A 5888-nucleotide genomic window follows, 5' to 3' on the forward strand; every position below is an offset into this window, starting at 1 on the left:
GAAGACCAATTTATCAACCTGGGTGCTGGACTTAACTATGCCGGCCTTATGCAGGACAAGCTCAGCCTAGGTATCGACTATCTGTTTAGTAATTCGATAAGTGACACTTATCCAACAACCACAGATGGCCAAAGCCTCTACTACGGCGACTACTACTCGTATAACCACAGCGCGACAGCCTATGCCAATTACGCCATCAGTGATGAGATGGCGCTAAAACTGAGCTACCGCTATGAACGCTATTTCGATACCGACCCAGCCAATGTAGAGATCAATGGTATTCCGGGGATGATCACCCTAGGCGATATCAACCACAACTATAACGCTCACCAAGTGATGCTGTCGTTTACCTACAAGTTGCGTTAACGCACTTCGGTAACGATTTGAGAGGATAAAAAATGGAACGTAGAAGCTTTTTAAAAGCCAGTGCAGCACTGGGTTGTGCTGCAACCGTAACTGGTTGTAAAACCAGTTCTGATGACCCAAACGTTAACCCACCGCAACCACCGGTAAAAGAAGACCTAACCTGGTCAGCTTGCTTGGTTAACTGTGGCTCTAACTGTCCAGTTCGCGTGTATAGCCGTGATGGTGTTATCACACGTGTTGAAACTGATCATGAAGTTGAAGATGAATACGGCATGCATCAGGTACGTGCATGTGCTCGTGGTCGCTCGTTGCGTCAGCGCACTTATGCACCAGATCGCTTAAAAAGCCCAATGAAACGAGTGGGTAAGCGCGGTGAAGGTAAGTTTGTACCTATTACATGGGACGAAGCTGCAAGCACAATTGCTGGCAAAATGAAGTCAATCATTGACACCCACGGCAACAAGGCGCTTTTCCGCAGCTATGGTTCTGGTGCTTACTACGGTTTTGCATCAAATGCTTGTTTCAACCGTTTATTCAACCTCGTTGGTGGCTGTCTGCAATACTACGGTAACTACTCTTGGGCACAGCAGCAAGAAGCTGCTAAGCACATGTACGGTAGCAGCTCAACCAAAGGCTCATCGACTGTTACACTAGACAGCAGTGACTACCTACTTGGTTTTGCATACAACCCAAGTGAGATCCGCCAATCTGGTTCAGGTGAAGGTTACGACTACCTGCAAGCACTGCAACGTAGCAATGGTTTGAAAGTGACCCTAATCGACCCTCGTTACACTGACTCTATGTTAGGTAAAGAGTCTGACTGGTTACCTATCCGCCCTGGTACTGACGCGGCATTAGCTGAAGCAATTGCTTACCAAATGATCAGCTCAGGTTGGGTTGACGCTAACTCACTCGACTTTATCAACAAGTTCTCAGTTGGTTACGACGCAGCTTCTATCCAGGCTCAAAAAGACCTATTCGCAGCTAGCAGTGATGCGAAAGAGCAAGAATACGCTCAGCACATGGACCCTGCGCAAAACTACCATGACTACATCTTGGGCCTTAATGCATTTGCCGACCAGGGTGCGCGCACACCGGATTGGGCAGCGAAGATCACTGGTATTTCTGCAACTAAAATCAAACAGATTGCAGACGACCTAATGGGTTCACAAGCACCTTACATCATTGCTGGTGCTGGTGTTAACCGTCAGGCAAACGGTGAGCAAACTGTACGCGCAATCTACATGCTAAGCGTACTTGCCGGTAAGATTGGTGTTGATGGTTCATCAAATGGTGAGCTTCCGAAAATGACCAGCATGTACCGCGCCGGTATTCCTTCTGGTTCAAACCCAGTTAAAGAGCGCATTTCATTCTTTACCTGGAGTGAAGCAATCCACAACGGCGAGAACATGACTGCTCGTACCCACGGTATTACAGGTACTGATGACCTAGACACGCCACTTGGTACTAACATCAAGATGATCATCTCAGCTTCTGATAGCTCACTATTGAACCAACACGCTGAAATCAATCACACAGCCAACATTCTGGCTGATGAAAGCGGCGTTGAGCTAATCGTATCTTGTGATTGCTGGATGACTCCAGGCGCCAAGTTTGCCGACATCATCATTCCAGATACCACATGGTTAGAGTCGAACGATCTCGTCAACGACTCATACGCTTCAGGTTCACTAGACTACATCACTGCCATGAGCGCAGCGGTAGAGCCTATTTGGGACTGTAAGTCGATGTACGAAGTTGCAGCGCTTATTGCTGAAAAAATGGGCGTAGGTAACGAGTTTACTGAAGGTCGCACTGAAGAAGAATGGTTAGAGCACCTATACCAACAGACTCGCGATAGCGCATCAAATGCCGGTGTTGAACCAGCATTCCCAGCAACTTATAAAGAAGCACAAGAAATTGGTTTCTTCCGCCGCAACAAGCATGAGCGCTTTGTTGCTATGGACAGCTACGTTAACCAAGGTCAAGCGTTATCTACTCCATCAGGCAAGATTGAGATCTACTCAGCTGAGCTTGCATGGCGCGCGGCTAACTGGACGCAAAACAAGTGGAAAGGTGACACCATCACAGCTATCCCTCAGTACACAGTGACTTGGGATGGTTATGAAGACGAAGACACCAAAGATGCATACCCACTGCAGTTAGCGGGTTACCACACTAAAGGCCGTACTCACTCAAGCTACCACAATGTACCTTGGCTGCGTGAAGCGGTTGAAGATGCGGTTTGGATGAACCCAATGGACGCACAACAATACGGCGTAACTTCAGGTAGCAAGGTTGAGATGTACAACGACCGTGGCTCAATTGAAGTTGTGGTTCGTGTAACACCACGCGTTGCGCCTGGCATTGTTGCCCTAGGTCAAGGTGCTTGGTACCAAGCTGATGAAAACGGCAGAAAAGGCACGACAGGCAAGGTAATCGACGTGGGAGGCGCTATCAACTCGCTAACTCGCTATGCCCCTAGCCCTGTGGCGAAAGGTAACCCACAGCACACTAACCGTGTTCAAATTCGCGCAATCGTTTAATGGAGTCCACTATGAGCGAAAATAAACAATACTGTTTCTATGTTGACACCACTAAATGTACTGGTTGCAAAGCGTGTCACGTATCTTGTAAAGATCGCCAAGGCGACATCGTTCGCAAAGGCAACAACCCAAAAGAGCAAGGCGTTCCTGCACTTAATGGCGTTAACTGGCGTCGTGTGTACGAATATGGCGGCGGTGTTTGGAGCGTAGACCCAAATACTGGTACGTTTGAGCAAGACGTATTTACCCACTACACCTCAATTGGTTGTAACCACTGTAGCGAGCCTGTGTGTGTCAAAGCATGCCCTACAGGCGCAATGCACAAACGTCGCGAAGATGGCCTAGTGCACGTAGCCACTGAGTTATGTGTAGGCTGTAGCAGCTGCGCTAAAGCGTGCCCATACGATGCGCCACAGCTCGATACTGAGCGCAAGGTAATGACCAAGTGTGACGGTTGTTTTGACCGTCTACAAGAAGGCAAGCAGCCTATCTGTGTTGAATCTTGCCCAATGCGCGCTATCGACTTTGGTACTCGCGAAGAGCTTGAAGCAAAATACGGAGTCGGTGACAACCACGCTGCGCCGCTTCCGCCAGAGAGCATCACATCACCGAACCTGATTGTGAAAGCAAATAAAAACTCTGGACGCCAAGGCCAAGTACTAAACTTCGCTGAAGTGTAAAGCAACTATGGCGCCTCGCCTGAGGCGCCACGTTTTTAAAGGTGCATCATGAGCAACCAACAAACCTTACTCGAACTCCAAGCAATCTCCCGTTTACTGCATAACCTGCTAATCGACTACCCAACTCAAGAAAGTATTGAGTATTTAATCGAACATCAAATCGCCCAGCAATGGCCTGATTTAACCAGCAACCAGCACAACAAAACCGGAAAACTATTGCTAGAAGCATACTTGGCAAGTTGGACGCCTGAGCAACTTAACCAAACTAAGCTCGACTATGGTCAGTTGTATTTTGGGCCTGGTGAACCTAAAGCCATGCCATGGGGCTCAGTGTATTTAGGTGAGCAAGGTATTTTAAACGACGACTCCACCATTAAGCTGATGGATTTTTACAAGCAGCAAGGCGTGAGTTTCGAGTTGAAGCACCAGCAACCTGTTGATCATATCGCATTATTCTATGCCGTGATTGATCAACTACTTGAGGTGTTATTGACGCCACAGACACAAAGCGGCAGTGAAAATGACAGCGAAAACGACAGTCATGCAGCTGAGCGCACCTTGTGCATTTTACTGCAACAGCATCTGCTTACCTGGTCGGGTCGTTGCCACGAGCTTGCCCAGCAACATGCGCAAACCGACTTTTATCGCGCCATCGCTATGTTAGCTACAGACTTTGAACAAGTGCTAGCAAGCGCCCTAAACGTGGTACCTGTTAGCCAACGTCTATTTCGCTAACCTATAATTACCAGCACCCAGTTATGAGTCTAATTCAGTCCACTAAGCAGCAATAGAAAAGTAGACTTTTCTTACAGTTGCAATGTTTTATCCATCGCGATACTGAATTAGCTCAGCAAGTCAAATATGGGGAGTTATTAGCCCTAAATCGATGCGTTAAATTTATCTTTATACAACTAGCGATTCATTTAAATGAGAATTATTGCTGTTCTTTATAATATTCACTTGGCGATTGGCCTGATATCTGGCTAAATATTTTACTTATTCTACCTTGGTCGGTATATCCACAATCACAAGCAGTGGCTTTAACATTGCCGTCATTGATCACTAACAACCTTCTCGCCCGCTTATACTTAACATGATTAATCAGCGTTTTCAGAGAAATACCCATCTCTTCACAATATTTTGTCAATGTTCGCTTTGACATACTTAAAATAAAAGATAAAGAAGTCACATTTAATTCAGATACAGGGATCATATTACACGCGGCAATAAGTAAGTCATAATCCGACATAATTCTATTTAAAAATAATGGATTAATCATTTTACCTGCAGACTCTTTAGCCACAACCAACTCAAACCTGCCATTATCAAAATTACAATAAGGCAACAAATTATACTGACTGTAACTAGCTATATCCTTAGCAAACTTTATTTCTACTTCATCATAACTAACATCAATCCTAGCTAGCAAAGCAGCAAAGAAATGATACAAAACCAACTCTTCGTAAACCGATCCATATGCAGGATTAACAATAAACCTAAGCTGATTTTCATCTTCTTGCAGACGCCAATCTAGGTTAGTTCTCACCCCCACCATGTTAATAAAGAAGTCATAAATTTGATTCGCTATCGACTTATCACACGACTGCGACAATATAGGCTCCATATGAATTAGCCACTGACCAGCTGAATAACAAAACAGCTGTTCAATAAATAACAAATCTACACCTTCATGCTGAGACAAATACTCTAACAACCTAATTGGCGAACTTGCATTTGTTAAATCAAAATCAAGCAAACCTTTAAAAACGGCATATTCATCAGGCACAGAAATACCTTTAGCCTGACAAAAATCCAACATACTTTTTGTTGTTAGTGCTGGCCTAACCTGAAACTTAATCATATTTCTCCTCCCACCAACAACTATAAGAAGATCTGTGTTTATTTTGATATGTAAATCCAAGCCATTTGTGATCGACTTCAATTAATGCTTTTTTAAGCAAACGAATCAGCATGACGTTTTAAATAACATACATACAATGTAAATAGTTCAATAACGCAAACAATTATTAACCAATACCAAGGTAGAAAATGCTATGGACGCACGCAGTCATCTTGTTATAGCAACGGTCGCCATATTTTGTTTTTGGAGTAGCCACACCCTAGCCACTCCTTGGCAAAATTTAACAAGCGAGCAACTTGAAACTAAGCTCGAACAAAAGTTCAGCGAAGGTAAATATTCCTCTAAAGGGGCAGACTCCTGCCTCATGTGTCACAAGAAAAACGACACAGTGACCGCCATCTTTGATGGTGTCCACGGTCAAATCAATAACAGCAA

5 protein-coding genes and 1 pseudogene are annotated in these 5888 nt (G+C 45.0%); 5 read left to right on the top strand and 1 reads right to left on the bottom strand.

Annotated features, from left to right (window positions below; genetic code table 11):
• From G3R49_RS19810 to G3R49_RS19825, 4 genes are all read left to right on the top strand, one after another.
• Window positions 1-366: MtrB/PioB family outer membrane beta-barrel protein (locus G3R49_RS19810; RefSeq protein WP_167870823.1), on the top strand; the 366-nt coding region annotated here is incomplete at its 5' end.
• A gap of 32 nt (window positions 367-398) precedes the next feature.
• Entirely contained in the window at window positions 399-2912 is a 2514-nt protein-coding gene (locus G3R49_RS19815; protein WP_130600443.1) for a DMSO/selenate family reductase complex A subunit, read from the top strand.
• Between the two features lie 11 nt (window positions 2913-2923).
• Entirely contained in the window at window positions 2924-3592 is a 669-nt protein-coding gene (locus G3R49_RS19820) for a DMSO/selenate family reductase complex B subunit (protein WP_130600441.1), read from the top strand.
• Between the two features lie 48 nt (window positions 3593-3640).
• Window positions 3641-4327 (top strand): molecular chaperone, encoded by a 687-nt coding sequence (locus G3R49_RS19825; RefSeq protein WP_130600439.1) that lies wholly within the window; start codon window positions 3641-3643, stop codon window positions 4325-4327.
• 199 nt (window positions 4328-4526) lie between these two features.
• Here the strand turns inward: G3R49_RS19825 and G3R49_RS19830 are convergent, their stop codons facing one another.
• On the bottom strand, window positions 4527-5453 hold the full coding sequence (locus G3R49_RS19830; RefSeq protein ID WP_167870824.1) for a helix-turn-helix transcriptional regulator: 927 nt from the start codon (window positions 5451-5453) through the stop codon (window positions 4527-4529).
• Window positions 5454-5646: 193 nt separating this feature from the next.
• Between G3R49_RS19830 and G3R49_RS19835 the strand changes: the two are divergent.
• Window positions 5647-5888, top strand: a pseudogene (locus G3R49_RS19835) (cystathionine beta-synthase); the annotation flags it as partial.

The sequence above is a fragment of the Shewanella sp. WXL01 genome (assembly GCF_012263345.1).
Taxonomy (GTDB): domain Bacteria; phylum Pseudomonadota; class Gammaproteobacteria; order Enterobacterales; family Shewanellaceae; genus Shewanella; species Shewanella maritima.

Excerpts from the sequence above, each read along its gene's own strand:
- G3R49_RS19820 (WP_130600441.1), top strand. The coding sequence starts at position 2,924 with ATGAGCGAAAATAAACAATACTGTTTCTATGTTGACACCACTAAATGT.
- G3R49_RS19825 (WP_130600439.1), top strand. The coding sequence starts at position 3,641 with ATGAGCAACCAACAAACCTTACTCGAACTCCAAGCAATCTCCCGTTTA.
- G3R49_RS19830 (WP_167870824.1), bottom strand. The coding sequence starts at position 5,453 with ATGATTAAGTTTCAGGTTAGGCCAGCACTAACAACAAAAAGTATGTTG.
- G3R49_RS19815 (WP_130600443.1), top strand. The coding sequence starts at position 399 with ATGGAACGTAGAAGCTTTTTAAAAGCCAGTGCAGCACTGGGTTGTGCT.